Annotated in this window: 17 protein-coding genes and 1 pseudogene; 11 read left to right on the top strand and 7 right to left on the bottom strand. The window is 62.2% G+C overall.

All coding sequences use genetic code 11. The features are described 5' to 3' along the window. The first annotated feature begins 269 nt into the window (after positions 1-269). Entirely contained in the window at positions 270-1,070 is an 801-nt protein-coding gene (gene tam, locus AB3X39_RS10645; protein ID WP_369417350.1) for a trans-aconitate 2-methyltransferase, read from the top strand. A 24-nt stretch (positions 1,071-1,094) separates the two neighbouring features. Here the strand turns inward: tam and AB3X39_RS10640 are convergent, their stop codons facing one another. Both AB3X39_RS10640 and AB3X39_RS10635 read right to left on the bottom strand, forming a co-directional pair. Further along, a complete protein-coding gene (locus AB3X39_RS10640; RefSeq protein ID WP_369417349.1) occupies positions 1,095-1,721 on the bottom strand; it encodes an LPD3 domain-containing protein in 627 nt (208 codons plus the stop codon). Then, positions 1,721-4,672: an adenosylcobalamin-dependent ribonucleoside-diphosphate reductase gene (locus tag AB3X39_RS10635; RefSeq protein WP_369417348.1), complete on the bottom strand. Its 2,952-nt coding sequence runs from the start codon at positions 4,670-4,672 to the stop codon at positions 1,721-1,723. Before AB3X39_RS10635 ends, AB3X39_RS10640 begins: the two co-directional genes overlap by 1 nt. Before the next feature lie 165 nt (positions 4,673-4,837). On the opposite strand from AB3X39_RS10635, the gene AB3X39_RS10630 reads away from it, so the two are divergent. Further along, positions 4,838-5,194 carry an iron-sulfur cluster assembly protein gene (locus AB3X39_RS10630; RefSeq protein WP_369417347.1) on the top strand — a complete coding sequence of 119 codons (357 nt, stop codon included), beginning with the start codon at positions 4,838-4,840 and terminating at the stop codon, positions 5,192-5,194. Positions 5,195-5,212: 18 nt separating this feature from the next. Beyond that, positions 5,213-5,482: pseudogene (locus AB3X39_RS10625) on the top strand (iron-sulfur cluster assembly protein); the annotation flags it as partial. Here AB3X39_RS10625 and AB3X39_RS10620 read toward each other — a convergent pair. Both AB3X39_RS10620 and AB3X39_RS10615 read right to left on the bottom strand, forming a co-directional pair. Next, positions 5,369-6,715: an AEC family transporter gene (locus AB3X39_RS10620; RefSeq protein ID WP_369417346.1), complete on the bottom strand. Its 1,347-nt coding sequence runs from the start codon at positions 6,713-6,715 to the stop codon at positions 5,369-5,371. The pseudogene AB3X39_RS10625 and the gene AB3X39_RS10620 sit on opposite strands and share 114 nt — an antisense overlap. A gap of 30 nt (positions 6,716-6,745) precedes the next feature. Then, positions 6,746-8,329, bottom strand: a complete 1,584-nt coding sequence (locus AB3X39_RS10615) for an alkaline phosphatase D family protein (protein ID WP_369417345.1) — start codon at positions 8,327-8,329, stop codon at positions 6,746-6,748. 98 nt (positions 8,330-8,427) lie between these two features. Here AB3X39_RS10615 and AB3X39_RS10610 point away from each other — a divergent pair, with 98 nt between their 5' ends. From AB3X39_RS10610 to AB3X39_RS10590, 5 genes are all read left to right on the top strand, one after another. Next, a complete protein-coding gene (locus AB3X39_RS10610) occupies positions 8,428-10,506 on the top strand; it encodes an ATP-dependent helicase (protein WP_369417344.1) in 2,079 nt (692 codons plus the stop codon). A 108-nt stretch (positions 10,507-10,614) separates the two neighbouring features. Further along, positions 10,615-10,944, top strand: coding sequence for a preprotein translocase subunit YajC (gene yajC / locus AB3X39_RS10605; protein ID WP_369417343.1), 330 nt, complete (start codon positions 10,615-10,617; stop codon positions 10,942-10,944). A 30-nt stretch (positions 10,945-10,974) separates the two neighbouring features. Beyond that, positions 10,975-12,888, top strand: a complete 1,914-nt coding sequence (secD, locus tag AB3X39_RS10600) for a protein translocase subunit SecD (RefSeq protein ID WP_369417342.1) — start codon at positions 10,975-10,977, stop codon at positions 12,886-12,888. A gap of 12 nt (positions 12,889-12,900) precedes the next feature. Continuing rightward, positions 12,901-13,971, top strand: coding sequence for a protein translocase subunit SecF (gene secF, locus AB3X39_RS10595; RefSeq protein WP_369417341.1), 1,071 nt, complete (start codon positions 12,901-12,903; stop codon positions 13,969-13,971). Between the two features lie 60 nt (positions 13,972-14,031). Next, complete coding sequence (locus tag AB3X39_RS10590; protein ID WP_369417340.1) at positions 14,032-16,626, top strand: DUF1631 family protein; 2,595 nt, start codon at positions 14,032-14,034, stop codon at positions 16,624-16,626. 28 nt (positions 16,627-16,654) lie between these two features. On the opposite strand, the gene AB3X39_RS10585 is transcribed toward AB3X39_RS10590, so the two are convergent. The 3 genes from AB3X39_RS10585 to AB3X39_RS10575 form a co-directional block, all read right to left on the bottom strand. Next, positions 16,655-17,107 (bottom strand): Smg family protein, encoded by a 453-nt coding sequence (locus AB3X39_RS10585; RefSeq protein ID WP_369417339.1) that lies wholly within the window; start codon positions 17,105-17,107, stop codon positions 16,655-16,657. A gap of 75 nt (positions 17,108-17,182) precedes the next feature. Then, positions 17,183-18,307: a DNA-processing protein DprA gene (dprA, locus tag AB3X39_RS10580; RefSeq protein ID WP_369417358.1), complete on the bottom strand. Its 1,125-nt coding sequence runs from the start codon at positions 18,305-18,307 to the stop codon at positions 17,183-17,185. A gap of 28 nt (positions 18,308-18,335) precedes the next feature. Beyond that, on the bottom strand, positions 18,336-19,625 hold the full coding sequence (locus tag AB3X39_RS10575) for a LysM peptidoglycan-binding domain-containing protein (protein ID WP_369417338.1): 1,290 nt from the start codon (positions 19,623-19,625) through the stop codon (positions 18,336-18,338). A gap of 88 nt (positions 19,626-19,713) precedes the next feature. On the opposite strand from AB3X39_RS10575, the gene def reads away from it, so the two are divergent. The 3 genes from def (at position 19,714) to AB3X39_RS10560 (ending at position 23,650) form a co-directional block, all read left to right on the top strand. Further along, positions 19,714-20,229, top strand: a complete 516-nt coding sequence (gene def, locus AB3X39_RS10570; RefSeq protein WP_369417337.1) for a peptide deformylase — start codon at positions 19,714-19,716, stop codon at positions 20,227-20,229. Continuing rightward, positions 20,226-21,200, top strand: a complete 975-nt coding sequence (gene fmt, locus AB3X39_RS10565) for a methionyl-tRNA formyltransferase (protein ID WP_369417336.1) — start codon at positions 20,226-20,228, stop codon at positions 21,198-21,200. The genes def and fmt overlap by 4 nt, the downstream gene beginning before the upstream one ends. A 131-nt stretch (positions 21,201-21,331) precedes the next feature. Continuing rightward, positions 21,332-23,650, top strand: a complete 2,319-nt coding sequence (locus AB3X39_RS10560) for an NADP-dependent malic enzyme (protein WP_369417335.1) — start codon at positions 21,332-21,334, stop codon at positions 23,648-23,650. The last annotated feature ends 4 nt before the right edge of the window (positions 23,651-23,654 follow it).

Here is a 23,654-nt window from a genome sequence, read left to right as displayed (position 1 = left end):
GCGAGCCTGGCGTTAAAGTGCTCTGGCGAGGCTTGCAGCGCTTGCTCGACATCTCCAACACTTGGCAACTTCTTCAACCCCACCCATCAACGTCAGATCAGTTGGAATTTGTGGGTAATGGATAGCACCGTGGGCGAGGGGCCACTCCATCGCCGTTCGCCCTGAGCTTGTCGAAGGGCCGTGTCGTGCAACACGCTGGCTTCGACAAGCTCAGCCCGAACGGGTGAGGGCAGCCTAGGGCGAACGGACCGAAACAAACGGAGAAAACCATGACCACCGGCCCCACTTGGGATGCCTCCCAATACCTGAAATTCGCCGACGAGCGCACCCGCGCCGCGCGTGAACTGCTGGCCCGTGTGCCGCTGGACGCCCCCCGCCGCGTCATTGATTTGGGTTGCGGGCCGGGCAATTCGACCGCACTGCTGCTGGAGCGCTGGCCGCAGGCGCAGATCCTTGGGCTGGACAACTCGCCGCAGATGATCGAAGTCGCCCGGCAGGCGCTGCCGCAGCTTGACTGGGCGCTCGCCGATCTGGCGGATACGCGTGCTTGGAGCCACGGTGGGCGGGGTGACACGCCGGTGGATCTGCTCTTTGCCAACGCCGTGTTGCAGTGGCTGCCGGATCACGCCAGCTTGCTGCCCCGGCTGCTCGATCAACTCGCTCCTGGTGGGGTGTTGGCGGTGCAGATGCCCCTGAGCCACGGCGAACCCAGTCACCAGCTGATGCGCGAACTGCCCGGCCCGTGGCGCGAGCGGCTGCAAGGCGTGACATCGGTGGCGGCCATCCCGGCGCCCGAGGTCTATTACGACTGGCTCGCACCGCACGCGTGCCACATCGACCTGTGGACTACCCGCTACGAACAGGTGATGCCCTCGGCAGCCGCCATCGTCGAGTGGGTCAGCGGCAGTGGATTGCGGCCCTACCTGCAGGCCTTGACGGACGAGGCCGAACGGACCGAATTCCTCGCCGCCTACGAAAAAGCCATCGACCGGGCTTATCCGCCCCGCATCGATGGCCGTCGGCTCTACAGCTTTCCGCGTGCGTTCATGGTGGTGGTGAAACGGGCTTGATAAGGCGGGGCACCCAAGCTTGTCTTAACAGCAAAAAGCTGTGCCATCTTGGCGTTGCGCCCCGTACAACAGCTCGCGTACACTGACAACTCGCCCCGTGGTTGGTTGATCTGGCTGTAGTACCGTTTCGACGGTAGAGGCCGGGAAGGTTCCCAGCGGGGCGTTTTCTATGTCAAAAGCCGAAAGCGCATGCAAAACATGCGGCTCTGGTGAAGCGCCCGACACGTACTCCTTGACGGTAAGCTTGACCCGATACAGCAAACCGCCCATGACCAAGGGTGCATACATTCGACAAACAGCGATCACGTACTCATTCTGATGCTGTTCATCCCGGTGACGCTCACCGACAACAGCTTTTTTGACAAGACCGCTGATACCCGCTATCGCGCGCAACTCCCCATCGGTCTGACGAGCGTTATCACCCATTTTCTTGCGGCCATTTTTATTCACAGCAAGCAGCCAACCCGTTTCGTCATTGGGTAAGCCCGGACCAGATTGAATCGCCCGTAAGGCCTGACTAGCGGCCAACATCAATTGTTGATGAGTGATATCCGCCCCGAACTCATCCCCCGTTAACACCGTAGCCCACAACGGTGGCAGATCAAAAAGACCGGGCCGCTGCCCCCAAAAGTCCAAAGGCTGCCCACCCATCACCCACACGACCCCACAAAGCCACAGGCGGTGCAGAAGTCGCAGCCGTCTTTGTGGATCATGGTGGCGTTGCCGCAGTCGGGGCAGGTTTTACCGGGCATGGGGGCGGGTTCGGCGTGGGCGACGGTGTCGGTGGCCGAAACCGGACGCGCTGCCAGCACCCCCATGGCGTTGACGGGGTAGCCGGCTTCGTCGAGCACGCCGAGCATGGCGTAGCGGTGGATCACCAAGCGCGCCACGTAGGCCACGGTGCTGGGCCAGACCTGTTGACGGAATTGCCCAGCGGGCAGGCCCGGCACCGGGGCCATGAAGTGGCCCAAGGGTTCGCCCACATTGAGCAGCTTGCGCAGCTTCATCCCGATCCAAGCTGGGTCAATCACGCGCATGTCGAGCGACAGCAGCCGCGCCAAACCGTCGAGCGCCCGGGGGTAGTTGCCCGCAAAACCGATGGCGCAAGGCCGGGTGACATGCGCGCTCAGATCACTGCCGTCAGCGGTGGGTAGGCTGACTTCCTTGAGCGTGAGCGTGAAGGCTTCGCCGCTGGCAGGATTGTCGATATCAACCGCCCAAGCCAGCGTGCCGTTGACCCCGGTACGCGGCTCCTCGCGGCTGAACATGGCGTCGATCACCGGCGTTGGGCCGCCTTCTTGCAAAGCGCCCAACTGCTCACAGCGCCAGCGAATCACCGCCGCTGTGGCCGCCACCACGCCGGGGAAAAGTCGTTTCTCGCCCTTAGGGGGAAAGGGCATGTCAAAGGCGCGCTCCTCAGCCACGGTGGTCAGGGCGTCGAGCTTGAGACGCAACCAGCTCGGGTCGTTGGCGCGCATGTCCATCGACAAGGTCTTGGCCAGCGCGGCCAACCCACGTGGCTGCTCAGCGCCGTTGATCCAGACCTCAAACGGCACGGTCTGACCAAAGAGCCCGGCCTCGGGACTGGCCTCAGCCGGCAGCTCACCCACAAAGAGCGCGAAGTCGCCGTGCGGGTGCTGGATCATGTAGCTCCACGCCGGATTGCCCGAAGCCAGCTCGGGGCGACTTGGCCAGCGCAGCGAGGCCAGCACCGGCTGGGGCAGGCGCTCCAGCAAAAGGCGCTGGTTGGCCCCCCCACTCAGATCCATGCTGGGTGATACCGCAGAGGGTGTTGCGGGTGGTGTCACGGGTGCAGTCACACTGAGCACCGCGCCCAGCACGCTGTTGGGCCGGTAGGTCGCCAAACCCTTGAGCCCCGAGCGCCAAGCGCTCAGATAAAGCCCCTGGAAATCAGCGTAAGGGTAGTCCTCGGGCACGTTGACCGTCTTGCTGATGGCGGTGTCGATGAAAGGTGCCACCACCGCCACCATCGCAGCGTGCGCCTCGGCGCTCATCTCCAGCGCGGTGACAAAAGCATCGGTCAGCGGAGCCTCCACGCCTTTGAGATGGCGATAGAGCCGCCAAGCGTGATCCTCGACCGCATAGCTCTTGAAGCTGCCGTCGGCCTCGCGCTTTTTGCGCATGTAGCTCCAACTGAAAGGCGGCTCGATGCCGTTGCTGGCGTTGTCAGCAAAAGCCAAGCTGATGGTGCCGGTCGGCGCGATCGACAACAGGTGCGAGTTGCGCAGCCCGTGGGTGCGGATGCGCTCTTTCAGCCCGGCGGGCAGCCGCGTCGCAAAGCTTTGGCCGCTCAAGTACAAGTCGGCGTTGAACAGAGGAAAGGCACCGCGCTCCTCGGCCAAATCGACCGACGCCGCATAGGCCGCGTCACGCATCACTTCGCTGATACGCCGCGCCATGCCACGCGCCGCCTCGGTGTCGTAGCGCAAGCCCAGCATCACGAGGGCATCCCCCAACCCGGTAAAGCCCAGCCCAATACGCCGCTTGTTCTGCGCTTCGCGCGCCTGCGCCGGCAACGGCCAAACCGTCACGTCAAGCACGTTGTCCAACATGCGCACCGCCACCGCACACACCTGCGCAAAACCCGCCTCATCAAACCGCGCTTCGCCCTCAAACGGTGCCACCACAAACGGCGTCAAATTCACCGACCCCAAACAGCAACAACCATAGGGCGGAAGCGGCTGCTCCGCGCACGGGTTCGTCGCTGTGATCGATTCGCAGTAGTGGAGGTTGTTGTCTTGGTTGATGCGGTCGAGAAAGAGCACGCCCGGTTCGGCGTGGTCGTAGGTCGAGCGCATGATCTGGTCCCACAGATCACGGGCACGGATCTGGCGGTAGACCCACAGGCCGTCGGCGCGCTGGTGGGCACCCGCCTCTTTGAGCTTGAGGCCGGGGGCAGCCTTGTGGACCAGATCGACCAAGGCATCGGCTTCGACCGCTTGCATGAAAGCGTCGGTCACACCCACCGAAATGTTGAAGTTCTTCAGGTCGCCTTGGTCCTTGGCGTGGATGAACAGCTCGATGTCGGGGTGATCGCAGCGGAGCACGCCCATCTGCGCCCCGCGTCGGCTGCCGGCACTTTCCACCGTTTCGCAGCTGCGATCAAAAACCCGCATGTAGCTGACCGGGCCAGAGGCGCTGCTTTGCGTTGCCCCCACCCACGCGCCCGCCGGACGGATGCGGGAGAAGTCGTAGCCCACGCCCCCGCCTCGGCGCATGGTTTCAGCCGCCTCGGTCAAAGCGATGTAAATCCCAGCAAAACCCTCTTCAGGCTCGGCAATCGAGTCGCCCACCGGCTGGACAAAGCAGTTGATCAGCGTGGCGCTGAGCGCCGTGCCAGCGGCCGAAGCAATGCGGCCTGCGGGCACGAAACCACGTTCTTGGGCCGCCAAAAAACGCGCCTCCCACGCCGCACGCTGCTCAGGCAGCTCCCGCTGCGCCAAGGCCCGAGCCACGCGCTGGCGCACGTCCCTGACGCTCGACTCAGATCCTTTGGCGTACTTTTCAAGCAACACATCTTGGCTGATGGGTTGAGCCGGTAAAGACGCCTGTAGAGGCAGCACAGCGGCGGTTTCGTTCATCGTCCATCTCCAAATCAAAGGCCGGCGGGGACCGTCACAGTATCAAAGTTGGCTGAAACGGTTGCGAAGCGATACACAGCAGGGCTCATGCCTTGCGGATGCGTTGATGCGGCGCAAAAACGAGACCCTCGGGCCTTGCCATAGTCGGCTCCTGCGGGAGTTCTCATGTCTTTATCTCTGTCACGCCGAATGTTTCTAGATGGGCCGGGGCCGGATTTGTGTCGCGCCCTGATCGCCTTGCGCGAAGTCACCGACCCCTTGGTGGGCGAGAACATGCTGGACCTCGGGTTGATCGAATCGCTGCGGCTCACCGATGACGAGGTGGAGCTGCTGCTGGTGAATCAGGCCGGGAGTTGCCCCTTGAGCGATTTTTTAGCGGCCCAAGCGATGCGCGCCCTGCAACGGGTGCTGCCCAACCACGATATTTACGTGCGCCATGATCCAGATCTGTGCTGGGCTCCCGGACGGGTGGAGCCCGCCCTGCGACTGCGTTTAGGCTGGGATCGTCTGGACTGCCATTGATCGTCTTGCGAGACAGGTATGGCAGAGTGCAGTCCCATGCATCACTGCAACCCTGCCTCGTCTGCCAAAGTCATCCCGATTCAAACCACTTGTGCCTCATCACCCAAAGACGCAAGGGACGATCAAGGATGGATCCATCACCCTGAAGCATCGATCCAAGAACTGCTGACGCTTTTACGCAGCGTTCGGGATCCCGTCGTCGGGGAGGACATCGTCAGCCTCGGATGTATCCGGAGCCTCACTCGGGGGGACGGTGAGGTCGATGTGCTGTTGCGGGTCTCGACCCACTGCCACCGGGGCCTTTTGATCACGGAAGCTGTCTTTGAGACGCTTCGCTACGCCTTCCCAGATACCGATATCTATGTTCGCAGCCTGCGAACGTAAATCGGCGGCATCCACCGGATGGACCGGCGACCCTGCTGGGCTGATGGTCGATGGCCGGCTCACCGGAGGCTGTAGTCCAAACAAGGACGCCACCAAGGGGAAGCTCAGGAAGGAAAGAACCGTAGACACCAAGATGATTCGAACCACCCGACCGGCATCTGCACCGTAGCGCTCCGCCAACAAAGACACTTGGTTTGCGCTTGGCAAAGCAGCCGCCAACACCAACACAACCAGTTGCACGTTGGTCAACGGTGCCCCCAAATCCCGAATCGCCAAGCCGACGATCAGGATCAGCAGCGGATGCAAGAGCAGCTTGATCAAAGCCATCGGCACCTCTTGGAGCAACAAGGCCCACTCTGGTCGAGGTGCTTTGGCCGCTTTATGGCCCGTCGGGGTGTGCCCCGGAAGGTGCGGCTCCAAGACCGGCCGTACCCGTGAACGCCACAACATGGCGCCCAAGGTGAACAACGCCACCGGGCTGGCTGCACTAGCCAGCAGGGCCATGGTTTGGTGCACGGGCGGCAACAGCTCTAAATCCATCGCGGTCATGGCCGCACCCGCAGCAATGGCCCACGGCAAGGGATTGAGCCAACCCGCTTGCAACACGCGCCACAGCGGCGTTTCACATGGCGACGTTGGCTTGGTCTCACGCTCCAAGAGACTATCTTCAAAGGGCAATGGCGGCTGGTATTGCTGTGCTTGCGCCAGCAAGATGCACAGGGTTGTGGTCATGCACACATCGACTAGGATGGTGGTGATCACGGGCCCAGCAGCCACGGGTCCCACCAAGGCAACGAGTAACGGCACCCCCATGACCCCGGTGTTGGGAAAAGACGCCACCAACGCTCGCAACGCCGCCACTTGGATGCCAACACGCCGAGAAAGGGTGATGGCGATCGTGAACGCCACCATCGTCAACGCGCAAGTCACGTACACCGACAACACCACGGGATCGAGCATTTGTGTCAGGGGCAGACGTGCTCCCAAGCCAAACAGCAGCGCTGGTAGTGAAAAATAAAGGACGAACGCATTCATGCCCGGCACCGCATCGAGAGGCAAAAGCCTAAGCCGGGCAGCAAGATAGCCGGCAAGCACCAGGGCAAAAAACGGTGTCGTGACCGATAGGATGGCCTGCATCGGACAGGAAATCAGGTGAACGGACAGGGTTTAAACGGGCTGGGCACCGGGTCGATCCGACGCCACAGTGAACCGGGCAGCAGTCCGGATGTTACTTTCCGGATCCAAGACATTGTGCACTGATCGGATCAGCGCCTCGACGGATCTTTCCCCGAGATGGAAGCGAACATACCCCCGCTCATCACTGCGGGCATAGCGCACATGGGGATTGAACGGCAAGGCGGCGTCCACCTTGGCTTGCGCCAAACCTTCACTGGTGGTGATCGACGTGCCACAAAACTCGGTCGCCACCACCGGCGAACGTGGGGCATCGAAATCGGGCCGCAAATCAGCCACATAGGTGGCGTGCACATCCCCGCCCAGCACCACACAACCCGGCACCTTGCGTTCAGCCACCTCGCCCAGCAACCGGCGACGCGCGGCCGGGTAGCCGTCCCAGCCGTCGGTCCACACACTGCGCCCACCCGGGTCGGTCGGGTTGCGTTGCGTCCAGCGCGCCATCAAGGTTTGTTGGGCCAGCAAATTCCAGGGTCGATCCAAACTCCAGCCCTCACTGAGCCAGTGCTCTTGGGCCGCACCCAGCAAACTGCGCTGCGGTTGATCGATCGCAGCGCAGTCACGGGCCAGCACGGTGTTGCTGCCACCGCGTCGTCCGGGCCGAGGGCAGGCCTGCGGATCACGATATTGACGATCGTCCAGCGTATGGATGCGGGCCAAAGCCCCCCAGTCATAGCGCTCATAAAGCTGCATCGAGGCCCCGGTAGGACGCAAGACCTTAGGCAAGGGTTGATGCTCCCAATAGGCTTGGTAAGCCGCTGCCCGCCGCGCCAAGAAATGGGTGTCACCCATCATCGACACCTCACCGGCGTAGTCGTTATCCACCTCGTGGTCATCCCAAGTCACGATCCACGGTGCGCAGGCATGCGCCGCTTGCAAGGCCGGATCGCTTTTGTACTGGGCGTAGCGGGCGCGGTATTGCAGCAAGGTGCGCGCCGCGCCTTGGCCTTCGTGCATCCGCACCCGACTGGCCACCGGCGCCGATTCATAGATGTAGTCGCCCAAGAAGAGCACCAAATCGAGGTTCTCTTCGGCCACATGACGCCAAGCGGCGTAGTGGCCATGATCCCAGCGCTGGCAAGAGGCGATGACGAAATCCAACTCAGCCCGGGCCTCAGGCGCTGGGGCGGTGCGTGTGCGCCCAACCGGACTGGTCTGACCCAAAGCGTGAAAGCGATAGAAGTACCAGCGCCCCGGGGCCAGACCTCGGGGTTCAGCGTGGATGCTGTGCGCCCAAGCGGCGATGGCGTTGTCGATACCGTGGGCCACGCGCTGCTTGAAAGCCGCATCGGTCGCCACTTCCCATTCGACCTCGACCGCGGGCGGTAGCGCATCGCCCATCAAGCGGGTCCAAAGCACGAGCCGATCCGGGCGCGGGCTGCCCGAGGCCACGCCCAAGGCGAAGTGATCGGTTTCGTTGTCCCCCACATGCCGCACCACCGCCGGAGCGGCACAGCCAGCCAAGGCACACAGGCCCAACGAAGCACCCAGCGAGGCCAATTTCAGCAGCCCATCGCGGCGCTGAGCATTCAAGGGAGATAGAACGTCGAGTTGCATGGGCGAGAGCCTATCAGCCGCCCCAGCCCTCAGGTGGGACCGCTATGATCCGCGCCCTCTCGACATGCGGCATCTCTCCAAATCTGTCGCTATTCACCATGGCTGCTGAACCCGCGACCCTCAACCCCGCCCAGATGGCAGCGGTCAACCACCTGCACAGCCCATGCTTGGTGCTGGCCGGCGCAGGCTCGGGCAAGACACGGGTGATCACGCACAAGATCGCGCGGCTGTTGCAAGTGGGCTTGAAGCCCGAGCAGATCGCTGCCATCACCTTCACCAACAAGGCGGCGCAGGAAATGCGCGAGCGGGCACGCTCTTTGGTGGGCACCCGCGCGGCCAAGCACTTGGTGATCGCCACCTTTCACGCCTTGGGGGTGCGCATGCTGCGCGAAGACGGTGAGCGGCTCGGCCTGAAGCCCAAGTTCTCGATCCTCGACAGCGATGACGTGCTGGGCGTGCTGCGCGATGCGGGCGGCACCACCGACGCTCAACTGGCGCGGCGCTGGCAGTGGACCATCAGCCTGTGGAAGAACAACGGCCTGAACTGGGAACAGGCCGAGGCCGCCGCCAAGGACGAGCACGAACACCTCGCCGCGCGGGTCATGAAGCTCTACCAAGAGCGTCTGAGCGCCTACCAAGCGGTCGATTTCGACGATCTGATCGGCTTGCCGCTCAAGCTTTTGCAGTCTGACGAAGCCACCCGCACCAAGTGGCAAACGCTGCTGCGCCATGTGCTGGTGGACGAATACCAAGACACCAACGCCACCCAGTACGACTTGCTCAAAGCGATGGTGGGTGAGCAGGGCGTGTTCACCGCCGTGGGCGACGACGATCAAAGCATTTACGGCTGGCGCGGCGCGACCATCGATAACCTGAAACGCCTGCCGCAGGACTATCCCAAGCTCAAGGTGATTCCCCTGGAGCAGAACTACCGCTCGACCGGCGCGATCTTGGCCGCTGCCAACAACGTCATCGCGCTGAACCCGAAGATCTTTCAGAAAAAGCTCTGGAGCGAATTCGGCGAGGGCGAGCCGGTGCGGGTGGTCGAGTGCGACCAAGAAGAGCACGAGGCTGAGCGCGCCGTGGCGCGCATCCAGGGCATTCGCGCCAACGCCACCGGCGCGTATACCGGCGCCGACGGCAAACCGCCCGAGTGGGCCGACTTTGCGATCCTCTACCGCGCCAATCACCAAAGTCGCAAGCTCGAAGAGGCGCTGCGCAAGGCGCAAATTCCGTACAAGGTCTCGGGCGGACAGAGCTTTTTCGACCGGGCTGAAATCAAAGACTTGTGCGCTTGGCTGCGTTTGCTGGTCAATCAAGACGACGACCCGGCCTTCCTGCGCGCCATCACCACCCCGAAGCGCGGCATCGGCCACACCACCTTGGGATCTTTGGGCGAATTTGCCGGCAAGTGGAAAGTGAGTTTGTTCGAGGCGCTGTTCCAAGAGTCGCTCGGCACGGTGCTGAGCAAAAAAGCCATCGGCTCGCTGCATGAGTTCGGCCGCTACGTCAACGACCTCGAAGACAAGGCGCGTCACACCGTGGGCATGGAAGCCGCCCGGCCGATGCTGATGACGTGGTTGATGGAGATCGGCTACGAGCAGTCGCTGCACGACGGCGAGGACAACGACAAGATCGCAGCGGCGCGCTGGTCCAACGTGATCGACTTCATCGACTGGATCGCCCGGCGCTGCGGCGGCCAGATCGCCAACGACGGCAGCGGCCACGTCGAAACCGAACCGCGCAGCGTGCTCGACGTGGCCCAAACCATCAGCGTGATCCTGAGCCTGGCCGAGCGCGGCGAGGACCAAAACATGGTCACGCTCTCGACCTTGCATGCCAGCAAGGGGTTGGAGTGGCCGCACGTGGTGCTGGCCGGCATCAACGAAGGCACCCTGCCCTTCAAACGCGAGGAAGAAGACATGACGCCCGAGCGCTTGGAGGAAGAGCGCCGCTTGATGTATGTCGGCATCACGCGGGCACGGCGCACCTTGATGGTGAGCACGCTGCTGCGCCAAAAACGCGGCCGCGAGATCAAGCGCGCCCTGCCCAGCCGCTTCATCGCCGAGATGAAACTCGACGAGCGCACCGCCAAAGAAGATCCGCGCGAAAAACTCAAGGCCCTGCGGGCCGAATTTGCCGCCCGTGCCGCCCTGAACAAGCCCGACAAGGGCTGAGGGGGCGGCTTGGGTGAGCCGACGACCCGCTCACCTACAATCGCCCGGCTTTATCGCCTTGTCTTTTTGTTCTTTCTCTTGTTTTTCTCCCTTTCCTGGAGCCTGCCTGTGTTCATCTCGAATGCCTACGCCCAAGCCGCTGAGACCGCTCAAGCCGCTGGACCCTTGGGTCAGATCCAATCGTTCCTGCCCTTGATCATGATGTTCGTCGTGCTGTACTTCGTCATGATTCGGCCGCAAATGAAGCGCCAGAAGGAACACAAGGCGATGGTCGAAGGCCTCGCCCGTGGCGATGAAGTGGTCACCTCGGGGGGCCTGCTGGGCAAGATCACCAAGGTCAATGACAACCACATCTCGCTCGAAGTGGCCTCTGGCGTTGAAGTGATCTGTCAGCGCATTTCGATCACGATGGTCCTGCCCAAGGGCACGATCAAGTAAGCACCGAGACCCTGTTGTAGGTCATCCAAGATGAATCGCTATCCCTGGTGGAAGTATCTGGTCCTCGCCCTGGCCGTGGCGATCGGGCTGCTCTATACCTTGCCGAACGTGTTCGGCGAGGCGCCGGCCGTGCAGGTTTCCAGCGCCAAAGCCACCGTCAAGGTGGATGCCGCGCTGGTGCCCCGACTGACGCAAGCCCTGCATGACGCAGGTGTCGAGCCCGATTTCGTGCAATTCGAAGGGGCCTCGGTGCGTGCGCGCTTGCAAGACACCGATACGCAGCTCAAGGCCCGGGACGTCATCCTCAAGACGCTCAATCCCGACCCCACCGATGGCAATTACATCGTGGCCCTCAACTTGGTCTCGCGCTCGCCGCGTTGGCTGACGGCCATCCACGCCCTGCCGATGTATCTGGGTTTGGACTTGCGCGGCGGGGTGCACTTCCTGATGCAAGTGGATATGAAGGCCGCGCTCAGCAAAAAAGCTGAGGCGCTGGTCGGCGATATCCGCACCCAATTGCGCGACAAAAACATCCGTCACGCCGGCATCAACCGCAACGGCGAAGCCGTGGCGCTACGCTTTCGCGACGCCGAAACCCTCGCCGCCGCCCGCACGCTGCTGATGGAGCATGTCGCAGACATGCAATGGGTTGAATCGCTTGAGGGCACCGAGCTGCTCCTGACCGGCAAGCTCAAGCCCGAAGCGGCTGTACGCGTGCAAGAGCAAGCGCTCAAACAAAACATCAATACCCTGCATAACCGCATCAACGAACTCGGCGTGGCCGAGCCGGTGATCCAGCAGCAAGGCATCGACCGCGTGGTCGTGCAGCTGCCGGGCGTGCAGGATGTGGCCAAGGCCAAGGACATCATCGGCCGCACCGCCACGCTGGAAGTGCGCTTGGTCGATGACAGCGCCGAAGCCCAAGCGGCCGCCGCAGGCACGGCTCCCGTGCCGCTGGGCACCGAGCGCTACATCGAACGCGGTGCGCGTCCGGTGATCGTCAAGCGTGCGGTGTTGCTGACCGGCGAAAACCTCACCGACGCTCAACCGGGTTTCGATGAAGGCCAGCAAGCCGCCGTTCACCTGTCGCTTGACGCCCGGGGCGCACGCATCTTCCGGGATGTCACGCGTGAAAACGTCGGCAAGCGCATGGCCATCCTCTTGTTCGAAAAGGGCAAGGGCGAAGTGGTCACGGCACCGGTGATCCGGGGTGAGATCGGCGGCGGGCGGGTGCAAATCTCGGGCTCCATGACGCCGATGGAAGCGGCCGATACCGCGCTGCTGCTGCGCGCAGGCTCCTTGGCGGCGCCGATGGAAATCATCGAAGAACGCACCATCGGCCCGAGCTTGGGGGCGGAAAACATCGCCAAGGGCTTTGCCAGCGTCACCTATGGCTTTGCCGCCATCGCCGTGTTCATGGGTCTTTACTACATGCTGTTTGGCGTGTTCTCGACCTTGGCCTTGGCCGTGAACTTGCTGTTGTTGCTGGCCGTGCTCTCGATGCTGCAAGCCACCTTGACCTTGCCCGGGATCGCCGCCATTGCGCTGACGCTGGGTATGGCCATCGACGCCAACGTGCTGATCAACGAGCGAGTGCGCGAGGAATTGCGCAACGGCTCTTCGCCGCAGATGGCGATCCACGCCGGCTATGAGCGCGCCTGGGCGACGATTCTTGACTCGAACGTCACCACCTTGATCGCGGGTCTGGCGCTGCTGGCCTTCGGCTCGGGCCCGGTGCGCGGCTTTGCGGTGGTGCATTGCTTGGGCATCCTGACGTCGATGTTCTCGGCCGTGTTCTTCTCGCGCGGCTTGGTCAACGCTTGGTACGGTCGCCAAAAGCGCCTGCAAAAGGTCTCGATCGGTCAAGTCTGGAAACCCGCTGCCACCGAGGCCGCTGTGGCCACAACCGTCACCTCGGGCAGCACGCCCGAACCCAAGGCCTGAGGAAGCAAGACGATGGAATTTTTCCGTATCCGCCGCGACATCCCGTTCATGCGGCATGCGCTGGTGTTCAACGTCATTTCGCTGCTGACTTTTGTGGCGGCGGTGTTCTTCTTGATCACGCGGGGCTTGCACCTGTCGATCGAATTCACCGGCGGCAACGTGCTGGAAGTCGAATACGCCCAAAGCGCCGACATTGGCCGGGTGCGTGGGGCCGTCGAGGCGATGAAATTCGGCGACGTGCAGGTGCAAAAGTTCGGCACCTCCCGCGATGTGCTGATCCGCTTGCCGCTGCGCGAAGGCGTCAAGCAAAGCGAAGTCGCCGCCCAAGTTTTTGCCGCGCTGTGCAGCGCTGAGCAAGGCAAGCTCGTGCAACGTCAGGGCAGCAGCGACAAACCCAGCAGCGCCACAACCGTTCCTACGGCGGCGACCACCACCACCAGCCGCACGGCTTGCGTGGCGGGCGCAGCCGATGCCGAACCGTTGCAGCTCAAGCGCAGCGAGTTTGTCGGCCCGCAAGTCGGCAAGGAGCTGGCCGAAGACGGTGCCAAGGCGCTGGGCTTTGTGGTGCTGGGCATCATGATTTATCTGTCGGTTCGCTTCGAATGGAAGTTCGCAGTGGCGGCGATCGTCGCCAACTTGCACGACGTGATCATCATCTTGGGCTTCTTCGCTTTCTTCCAGTGGGAGTTCTCGCTGGCCGTGCTGGCAGCGGTGCTGGCGGTGCTGGGCTACTCGGTGAATGAATCGGTGGTGATCTTTGACCGCATCCGCGAGGCCTTTCGCAAGTTCCGCAAGATGACCACGCCACAAGTCATCGACCACGCCATCACCAGCACCATGAGCCGCACCGTGATCACCCACGGTTCGACCCAGATGATGGTGCTGGCGATGCTGATCTTTGGCGGCCCCACCCTGCACTACTTCGCCGTGGCCCTGACGATTGGCATTTTGTTTGGCATCTACTCATCCGTCTTCGTGGCGGCCGCCATCGCCATGTGGCTGGGCGTCAAACGTGAAGACCTTCTTAATACGTCGCGTAAAGACCACGACCCGCAGGATCCGAACGCTGGGGCGGTGGTGTAGAGTCGGGAGCTGATTTTTTCCCGCGCCTTTCCCGTCTTTACCAAGCCCAAACCAGCGTTCATGGCCACAGCCGCTCAATCCCTGGCCCTCGCAGCACAGGCTCGCCGCGTCTACTTGGAACTGTTGTTGCGAGAGCTGCCGCGTGTCATCAAGGCGATTGCCGAAGATGCGCGCAAGCTGATGACCGAGAACGGCAGTCCTGACCAGATGACCAAGCGCCGCAACATGGTCATGGATCTGATGCGTCTGGCCCAACGGTGGGCGTTGGATTTTGCGGCCTTGGTGCGGACCGCAGCCTCAGGCAAAGGGGCCCCCACCAGCATGGCAGCCTCGATGGGGGGGCAATTCACCCTCGTCGATAACGACACCATCGAGCTTGAAATTCTGGGATCCCGTCTGGCCTTGGCCATGATGGACAAAGCCTCGTGGGAGTTTGCTGATTTGCGCCAGCGCGTGGCCAACCTTGAGCGCCGCGATGAGTTCCTGCCGCAAGATGTGTTTCGTCCTCAGGTGATCGCCCGCATGCTGGTCGATAGCTGGTGCTCTGCCGGCTTGACGATTGATCACTGGCGTACAGCGCAAGCGATCTTGCATGAGGAGTACGCCTCGCTGATGCATGAGGCCTATCACGAGGTCAATCGCTGGTTCATCAGCCAAGGGGTGGGTACAGACGTCACGCCGCGCCCGTTTAACCGCCGCACACGCGCTGGCGAACAACCCCCGGCACCGACCCCATCCGCCCCGCCCACCAGCCCAATGGCCGGTACAGGATGGGGTGGGATGGGTGCCGCCACACCAGCAGCCTCCGCAACAACGAACGCCACGGACCCCCCGGCGCGCTACCCCACACCCACCAGTTTGCAACGTGGGCCACACAGTGCGCATGGCAACGCCTTCGCCCCCACCACCATCGCCAGCCCCTCCATGCTGCCGGGACAGGGACATCCCCCCGGCGCCAGTGGCGCGCCTGCCGGAACGGGACATTGGCAAGGGGGATCCATGGGCTCGAATCCCGCCAAGGGCGGGCAAGGTGGACATGGCAACGATTTTTCCGACACCCAAGCAGCAGGGGGCGGTGTTCACGAAGAAACCCGTCTCATGACCCATGCCGGAACCTTGCTGCGCTCGATGGAGCAAGCCGGCGAGGTGCTGGGGCGGCTCAACAAGCTGGTGGCGGGACAAGTGCCCAATTTCGCCGGATCCACGGTGGCCATGCCACACGCAGTCTCACCCGGGCTCAAGGCCGCCATCGGGCAGGCACAACACGCGATGCAGGAACGCTTCGCTCCGGCGGCAGATGCCACCGCCTTACCCACGGGCATGGTGGGAGGCGGTGGTGGTGGCGGCAGCGGGGTGATCGGCACGCCGGAGCTGCTGCGCGAGTTGCAGCAACGCAAGCAAGAACTCAAGCAAGCGGCCACCACACCGGTTGAGCGCGCCACGATCGAAATCGTGGCCCTGATGTTCCAGAGCTTGCTGACCGAAGAACGCATCCCGGCGCAAGTGCGCGTCTGGTTTGCTCGGCTGCAAATGCCGGTGTTGCGTGTGGCGGTGGTCGAGCCTGACTTCTTTGCCACGGTCGATCACCCTGCGCGCAAACTCATCGACCGGATGGGGTCATGTGTGATGGGTTTTGAGCACGGCTCCAGCGGCCTGACCGAATCGCTTGAGAAAGAAATCAAGCGCGTGGTTCAAGTGGTTGAGGCCTACCCCGACACGGGTCGGCGCGTTTTTCAAACCGTGCTGACCGAATTCGAAAAGTTTCTCGAAGACTATTTCAAGAGCGAACACGCCGCAGCCCACAAGGGTGTCTCACTGGCGCAGCAGATTGAGCAACGGGAAACGTTGGCGATTCAGTTCACCATCGAAATGCGCAAAAAGCTCAACGAAGTGCCGGTGCACGACGGTGTGCGTGAGTTTCTGTTCCACGTCTGGGCCGATGTCTTGGCCACCACCGCCGTCAAATCGGGTCAAGGCAGCGAAGACACCAAGCGCATGCAGCGCGGTGCCGCTGATCTGATCTGGCTGGCCAGCGCCAAGGTCTCACGCGAAGAACGCTCGGAAGCGATCCGCCGCTTGCCGCCGCTGCTCAAACTGCTGCGCGAAGGCATGAGCTCTGCGGGCGTTCCCGTGCCTCGGCAAGACGAATACATCCAGACCTTGAGCAATTCGCTCGCTGCGGCTTTCTCAGCACGCACGGCCACCATCCCGAGCGAACGCCTCGAAGAGTTGATGATGCAAGTGCAGACCTTGGAAGAAATGCTGCCCGACATCGACGATATCGAGATCGACGAATCGATGGTGCGCGACATCTCAGGGCACGAATCTGACGATCTGGAAGTGGTGTCCGAAGGTGGCTCCCTGCCGACACCGGCCGTGCTGGCCTGGTCGCGTGACCTGAATGTCGGCACGTGGTTCAAGCTGGATTACCGGGGCCGGGTCGAACCGGTGCAGCTCGCTTGGCGCGGCATGAACAAGCAACTCAACTTGTTTGCCACTTCGCAAGGTCGAGGGGTGATGTTCCAGCTGCGGCGCTTGGCGTCGTTCCTCCAAGCCGGTTTGCTGGTACCCGTGGAAGAGGAATCACTCACCGTGCGCGCGACACGCGATGCCTTGGCCAAACTCGACGCTGATCCGACACGCTTGCTGCACTGATTCTCTGCGGCCGAGGTGTGATCACAGATCAGTGGATCAATCGATCCTCGTCATCGACGAAGAGTTCGTCCAAGATCAACGCATCAGGCTCCTCACCAAGGCTCCAGAACACCATCAAGACGATGATCTTCAGATCATCCAAATCCAACGGTGCCCCCGAAATGGCCATGGCGCGATCCACCACCAGTTCCCGCATCGGCGAAGGCAACACCCCAGCGGACTCTAAAAAACTGATGAAGGCGATTGATTTCTCGCCCAGCTGTTCTTGCTCGTCGCTCGAATAAACCCGCAACGCCGTTGCACTTTGGGTGCCTGCATGTGACGCAGCAGCATCGGCCAATCCAGCCAGCCAGTTCAGGGCATCCGCAATTTCATCGTTCTCGAAGCCCACTGAAGAGAGCTTGCGAGACAACTGGGCTTGATCCGGACAGGCATCCGGACGCCAGTAGTTTTCGTAGAGATAAACGAGCACGTCGAACATGAATCGACTATACCGCAGTGCCCGCAAGGGTTGGTGGTCGGACCGCGACAGTCGGAAAGAGCACAACAGTGCGTCCTACCCTCGCTCAATCCGCTGGAAAAGGCCCCCAGGCAAACGCGTGACTTGGACACCCATTTCAAGCTCAAACAAGTGCGTACTGAGCCGAGCGGCATCCCAGCCAGTACGGATCTGCAAGACATCCAAAGTCACCGGATCGTGACCCAAGGCGATCCAAAGAGGATCATCCGTGACCACCGCAGCCCCCACCGAAGGGGATGTTTCGGCGCTTGACACAAGGTCGGGAGGCATGCGCTTGATGGCCAAGAAATTCAACTCATCCAAAACATCTTGGGTACTTTCAACCAGCTTGGCCCCTTGTTTGATCAGGGCGTGACACCCACGAGACTGCGGGTTGTGGATCGACCCGGGCATGGCAAAGACATCGCGCCCGGCCTCTGTCGCAAGACGCGCCGTGATCAATGAACCGGACTGCACGGCAGCTTCCACCACCAACGTGCCCAGCGATAACCCAGCAATCAAGCGGTTGCGCATCGGGAAATGCGTCGCCACAGGTGGGGTGCCCAGTGAAAACTCGCTGATCAACGCCCCTTCACTGGCAATGCGATGGGCCAGATCATGGTGGCTACGCGGATAGACCCGGTCGAGCCCGGTCGCCACCACCGCCACGGTGCTCCCGGGCCCTTCCAAGGCACCTTCATGGGCAGCACCGTCAATGCCCAAGGCCAAACCAGACACCACGGTCAGCCCCGCTTGGCTGAAAGCCTTGGCAAAGGCCCGCGCATCTTCGCGCCCCTGAGGAGAGGGATGCCGACTACCCACCATCGCCATGGCGGGCTGATTCAATGTGACCAGATCCCCCATCACATAGAGCGCTAGCGGCGGATCCGGCAGATCCATCAAGGCGGCCGGGTAACGTGCGTCCCCCATGACAAGCAGATGATGTCGTTCATTCGCCTGCAACCAAGCCCACGTAGCCTCGACCCGTTGGCCATGCCCATCGGGCTCTGTTTTCAACGCGTTAGCAGCCCGGACATCGACCAAATGCTGCCAAGCGCTCGACGAAGCATCGAAAACGGCCTCGGGACTGCCAAAGGCCGCCAGAAGCCGCCGGGCACTCAGACGCCCCACATACGGGGTTTCAAGCAGACGCAACCACGCGGCCAATTCCTCTTGGGGCATCAGAGCCGCAGCAGCCATCTCAACATCCTCACGGTTGAGTCACTAAATCTCCGGCACGGACAGGCGTTTGAGCGCTCAGGATCAAGCCATAAGAGACCCGATCGAAGACGCGAAAGATCAACACATGCCCGTGAGATTCATCGGGCAGGCGCAGTTCGGCGTGAGCCGGGTCGGTCTTGTCGGTCACCTTGGCGCCCGCACGCCAAAGAGCCAACACATGGCCCCGTTCGACGGCATCTTTCTGTCCCCGATTGATGGCGACGATGTGGAACTGGCCTCCCGCCATGGCTTCGCCGTATAGGGAGATCACACGCCCAGTCATGGGCTCGGTCGGTGCATGGGGCATGAAATTACCATCATCGGCCTTCGGTGCGGGGACCAACCGATCACCGATCCCGGCCTCTTGGCGCAAGCTGGTCAAGGCGAATGTTGCTGGCACGATCTCCTCGTGCTCGTCATCCAACGGGGTCACCTCACCGCGACGGGTGTATTCGGCTGCGCCCACATAAGCGGCCTCAAAGCCTAGGATTTCCTTCGAATCGGGGTCGTAGAGCGGCTTAGGCATACGGAACAAACGCCAGTCCCGAATATCCGGGATGTTGCCGCGGACATAAACGGTATCGCCACGTCCAAAAAAGCTCCGGGCATCACGACCGGCCACGATGCGCGGCGCGGCTTCAAGCTCATTGGATTCCAGCACCACAGCCTCATTGAGGAAGGGTCGAATCAAATGCATCGGAATGGTGGCGATGGGACTGATGCCGAGCACACCGGGCCGGGCGCGAGGCCCGTATTTGAGCGTGGGGTCCTCAGCACTGGCAGCACCATCCACAGAGCGCCCCATCTTCAGCTGCGCCCGTCCACCCGCTTTCAACAGCACCAACATCTGCCCGGGATAAATCAGGTGCGGATTGCGGACCTGATCCATATTCATGCCCCACAACTCTGGCCAACGCCATGGGCCTTTCAGGAACAAAGTCGAAATGCCCCACAAGGTGTCACCTGCTTTGACGGTGTAGGTATCCGGAGCGTCTTGAGCCAATTCGGACAAGGGCACGCCCGCCTTGGAAACTTGTTGGGCGGTCTCACGCTGCTTGCCAGAGATGGGGAAGGCAGGCTCGGCCAGACCAGGTGTACTGGTCAAGAACAGGGCCCCAGCAAGGCCGGCAAGGCCAAGCAGCCGATGCGGGGCTGAGAGGGAAAGGCGGCAACGCACGGTCATGGGAATTTTCTCCGACGGATTCGGCGAGTATGGTGCCGGATCAGGGCTGGCGGGTTGCTTGAACAGAATCGGGCGCGAGTGCGCGACAATCTTCATGCGGCTGTTCAAATTCTGCCCATAAACCCCCGAGGTCGCAATGAAAAGGCCCGGTATGTTGTGACCTCGCCCCGTTTCTCTTGACGCCATGAGCCTGTTGACCATCCTCCGTTACCCCGATCCCCGACTGCACAAGGTGGCAAGCCCTGTGCGACAGATCGATGAACGCATCCGTAAGCTGGTGGCGGATATGCTCGAAACCATGTACGCCGCCAAGGGTATCGGCTTGGCAGCCACCCAAGTGGACGCGCATGTGCGGGTGGTGGTGATCGATGTGTCGGAAGAACGCAACGCGCCGCTGGTGTTGATCAACCCCGAAATCATCGCCGCCAGCACTGAAACAGAGGTCGGCGAGGAAGGCTGTCTTTCGGTACCCGATATCTACGACAAGCTGCCGCGCCATGTCACGGTGCGCGTGCGAGCCCAAGACTTGAGCGGTAAGACGACGGAGTTCGACGCCGATGACATCCTCTCGGTGTGCGTACAGCACGAAATGGATCATCTGATGGGCAAGGTGTTTGTCGATCACCTCTCCGCCTTGAAGCGCAACCGCATCCGCGCCAAGCTGCAAAAACGCTGGCGCGACGAAGAGACCGCCGCATGAACTTGACCGTTGCCTACGCTGGCACCCCCGAATTCGCGGCCGAAGCCTTGGAAGCGCTCTTTGCAGCGGGCTACAGCGTGCCCTTGGTCCTGACGCAGCCCGATCGACCCGCTGGCCGAGGCATGAAACTGCAAGCCTCGGCCGTCAAGCACGTGGCCCTGCGCCACGGCACGGCGGTGAGCCAGCCCCGCAGCCTGCGACTCGACGGCAAATACCCCGAGGATGCCCAAGCCGCCCAGCTGGCATTGCAACAAGCCCGTCCTGACGTGCTGGTGGTGGCGGCTTACGGCTTGATCCTGCCACGCTGGGTGCTGACCCTGCCACGCTTGGGCTGCCTGAATATCCACGCCTCGCTCCTGCCCCGCTGGCGCGGTGCAGCCCCGATCCATCGCGCGATTGAAGCAGGGGACGCCCAAACCGGCATCACCATCATGCAAATGGATGAAGGCCTAGATACCGGCGCCATGCTGCGCGTGGACATCGAACCCATCCAGCCCGACGACACCACCGCACGCTTGCACGATCGTTTGGCGGCCCAAGGTGCCCAAGCCTTGCTCGCTGTCTTGGCGGAACTGGCACACAGCCAAGGCGCTGCGCCGGTCGCCGTGCCCCAGCCCGAGCAAGGCATCTGCTACGCCCACAAAATCGACAAGGCCGAAGCCCCACTGGATTGGCGCTTGCCCGCTCAAACGCTGGCGCGACGAATTCGGGCCTTCGACCCCTTTCCTAGGGCGAACTTCAGCCACGACGGCGAGATCATCAAGGTCTGGGAAGCCCACGTCGTGCCCGGCACCCACGGCGCCGCACCCGGTCAGGTGCTAGCCCTGGATCCCCGTGGCCCCGTGATTGCCTGTGGCGAAGAAGCGTTGTGCTTGAGCTGTTTGCAGCGCCCTGGGGGACGACGTCAACCAGCCCCACTGAGCTTGGCCGGACATCCGTTGCGAGTCGGCGACTGCTTGGACCCCATCTGAAGCAATCCTGACGGCAGTCATGCGTTTTACGCATAGTTTCTTGGGCCGGGTCGCATGATATGGGTCAAGTCTGAACTTTCGCAGTAACCTGCGCACCCCTCTTTTCTTGCCTCTTGGTGAACGGTTCGGACATGACCTCCTCTTTATCTGCGGCCGAGCAGGCCTTGCGCGAAGCAGCCCTCGACTATCACCGCTTCCCGGTGCGCGGCAAGATCGCGGTCACCCCGCTCAAACCGCTGATGAATCAGCGCGATCTTTCGCTGGCGTATTCACCGGGTGTGGCCTATCCCTGCTTGGAAATCGAGGCAGATCCCTCCAAGGCGGCCGACTACACCTCCCGCGCCAATTTGGTGGGGGTGATCACCAACGGCACCGCCGTGCTGGGCTTGGGCAACATCGGCCCACTGGCGGGCAAGCCGGTGATGGAAGGCAAGGGCTGCTTGTTCAAAAAGTTCGCTGGCATCGATGTGTTCGACATCGAACTGGCTGAAAACGACCCGGACAAGCTGGTTGAGATCATCGCCGCCATGGAGCCCACGCTGGGTGGCATCAACCTTGAAGACATCAAAGCACCCGAGTGCTTCTACATCGAGAAGAAGCTCAAGGAGCGGATGAACATTCCCGTCTTCCACGACGACCAACACGGCACGGCCATCATCTCCAGCGCGGCCTTGCTGAACGGCTTGGAGCTGGTCGGCAAGAACATCGGCCAAGTCAAGGTGGCGGTGTCGGGTGCCGGCGCAGCCGCCATTGCTTGCCTCGACGTGATGGTGGGCTTGGGCGTGCGGGTGGAAAACGTCTTCGTCTGCGACTCCAAGGGCGTGATCCGCAGCGACCGGCAAGACGTGTTGGACGGCAAGCTCGACGCCTCCAAACAACGCTACTGCCAAACCACGTCGGCCAAGACCTTGGCCGACGTGATCAACGGTGCCGACGTGTTTTTGGGCTGTTCAGCGGCGGGGGTGGTCACGGCCGAGATGGTCACCACCATGGCTTCGAAGCCGATCATCTTGGCGCTGGCCAATCCCGAGCCGGAAATCCGCCCAGAGCTCGCCAAAGCGGCGCGCCCGGACTGCATCATCGCCACCGGCCGTTCGGACTACCCGAATCAGGTCAACAACGTGCTGTGCTTCCCGTACATCTTCCGAGGCGCGCTGGACTGCGGGGCCACCAAGATCACCGAAGCCATGAAATTGGCTTGCGTGCGCGAAATCGCCGCCTTGGCCAAGGATGAAATCAGCGAAGAAGTGGCCACCGCCTACGCGGGCCAAGAGCTGCATTTCGGCTCTGAATACCTGATCCCCAAGCCGTTCGATGCCCGCTTGATTCTGCGCATCGCCCCGGCGGTGGCCCAAGCAGCCGCTGATTCCGGCGTGGCCGTGCGGCCGATCACCGACATGGCGGCCTACCGCGAATCGCTGACCAACTTCGTTCATCAAACCGGCATGTTCATGCGGCCCGTCTTCGCTGCCGCCAAGCGTCGTCCGGCCCGCGTGCTGTACGCCGAAGGGGAAGACGAGCGCGTGCTGCGGGCCCTACCGGTGGTGCTGAGCGAAGGCTTGGCCAAGCCGATTCTGGTCGGCCGCCCGGCGGTCATCCAGTCGCGCATCGAGCGCGCCGGCCTGCGCCTGACGCCGGGCGTGGATTTTGAAGTCGTCAACCCTGAAGACGACCCACGCTACCGCGCTTGCTGGGAAGACTATCGCCAGCTGCTGGGTCGCGACGGCGTCTCGCCGGAAACCGCCAAGGCGGCCGTGCGTCGCAGCAACACGCTGATTTCCAGCTTGTTGCTGCGCCGGGGCGATGCCGACGCGATGCTTTGCGGCTTGGTGGGCCGCTTCGACGCGCACTTCGATCACATCCGCTCGGTGATCGGCGCCCGCCCGGGCATCCGCACCATGGCGACCATGAACGCCTTGATGCTGGAACAGCACAACCTGTTCATCACCGACACCTTCATCAACGAAGAGCCCAGCGCCGAAGAATTGGCCGAGATCGCCCGCATGGCCGCCGAGGAAGTGCAGCGCTTTGGCCTGCCACCCAAGGTGGCTTTCTTATCGCACTCGATGTTTGGCAGCTCAACCCGCCCCAGCGCCAAGCGCATGCGTGCGGCCCGCGATCTGTTCGTGGCGCGGCACCCAGAGATCGAATGCGACGGCGAAATGCACGGTGATGCGGCCCTGACCGATGTGGTACGGCGTAACACCCTGCCCGAAACCCGCCTCGAAGGCTCGGCCAACGTGCTGGTGCTGCCCAACCTTGACGCCGCCAACATCTTGTTCAGCGTGCTCAAAGTGGTGGCGGGTCACAACGTCACCATCGGTCCGATTTTGCTGGGTGCAGCAGCGCCAGTGCAGTTCCTGAGCCCCTCAGCGACGATGCGGCGCGTGGTCAACATGACCGCCTTGGCAGTGGCGGACGCAGCAGCCATCGCCGGTTCTGCGGTGTAACGCG

The organism is Leptothrix ochracea, assembly GCF_041083635.1.
Lineage (GTDB): Bacteria > Pseudomonadota > Gammaproteobacteria > Burkholderiales > Burkholderiaceae_C > Sphaerotilus > Sphaerotilus ochraceus.
The sequence above is the reverse complement of the archived record's forward strand: the minus strand, read 5'-3'. Positions and strand labels throughout refer to the sequence as shown.